We start from the raw sequence: 236 nt of genomic DNA, 5'->3' as shown, positions 1-236 counted from the left end.
GTCGGCCCCCGCGACGGCGCTCGCCGCGTCGAGCCGCTCGTGCAGCGCCGACGGATCCGCTGTGCGGCGATACACGCTGCACCGTTCGACCTGCCCGAGCGTGTACTCCCGTGCGAGCATCGTCTGCACGGTCGGGGCCTCGAGCGGCACGCCGCCGAAGCCCGAAGCGGGGCGAAGTAGCTCGCCCTCGTCGAGCCCGCGGATGTCGACGGATGACGAGACGTAGGTGTTCGCAT

Annotated in this window: 1 protein-coding gene; it reads right to left on the bottom strand. The window is 71.6% G+C overall.

The window, feature by feature from the left end:
- Positions 1 to 236, bottom strand: a 236-nt coding sequence (locus SB658_RS27525) for a hypothetical protein (RefSeq protein WP_410603740.1), incomplete at both ends; no start/stop codon positions are given.

Origin of the sequence: Bacillus sp. SIMBA_008 (assembly GCF_046535495.1) — a bacterium.
Taxonomy (GTDB): domain Bacteria; phylum Bacillota; class Bacilli; order Bacillales; family Bacillaceae; genus Bacillus; species Bacillus subtilis.
The sequence above is the reverse complement of the archived record's forward strand: the minus strand, read 5'-3'. Positions and strand labels throughout refer to the sequence as shown.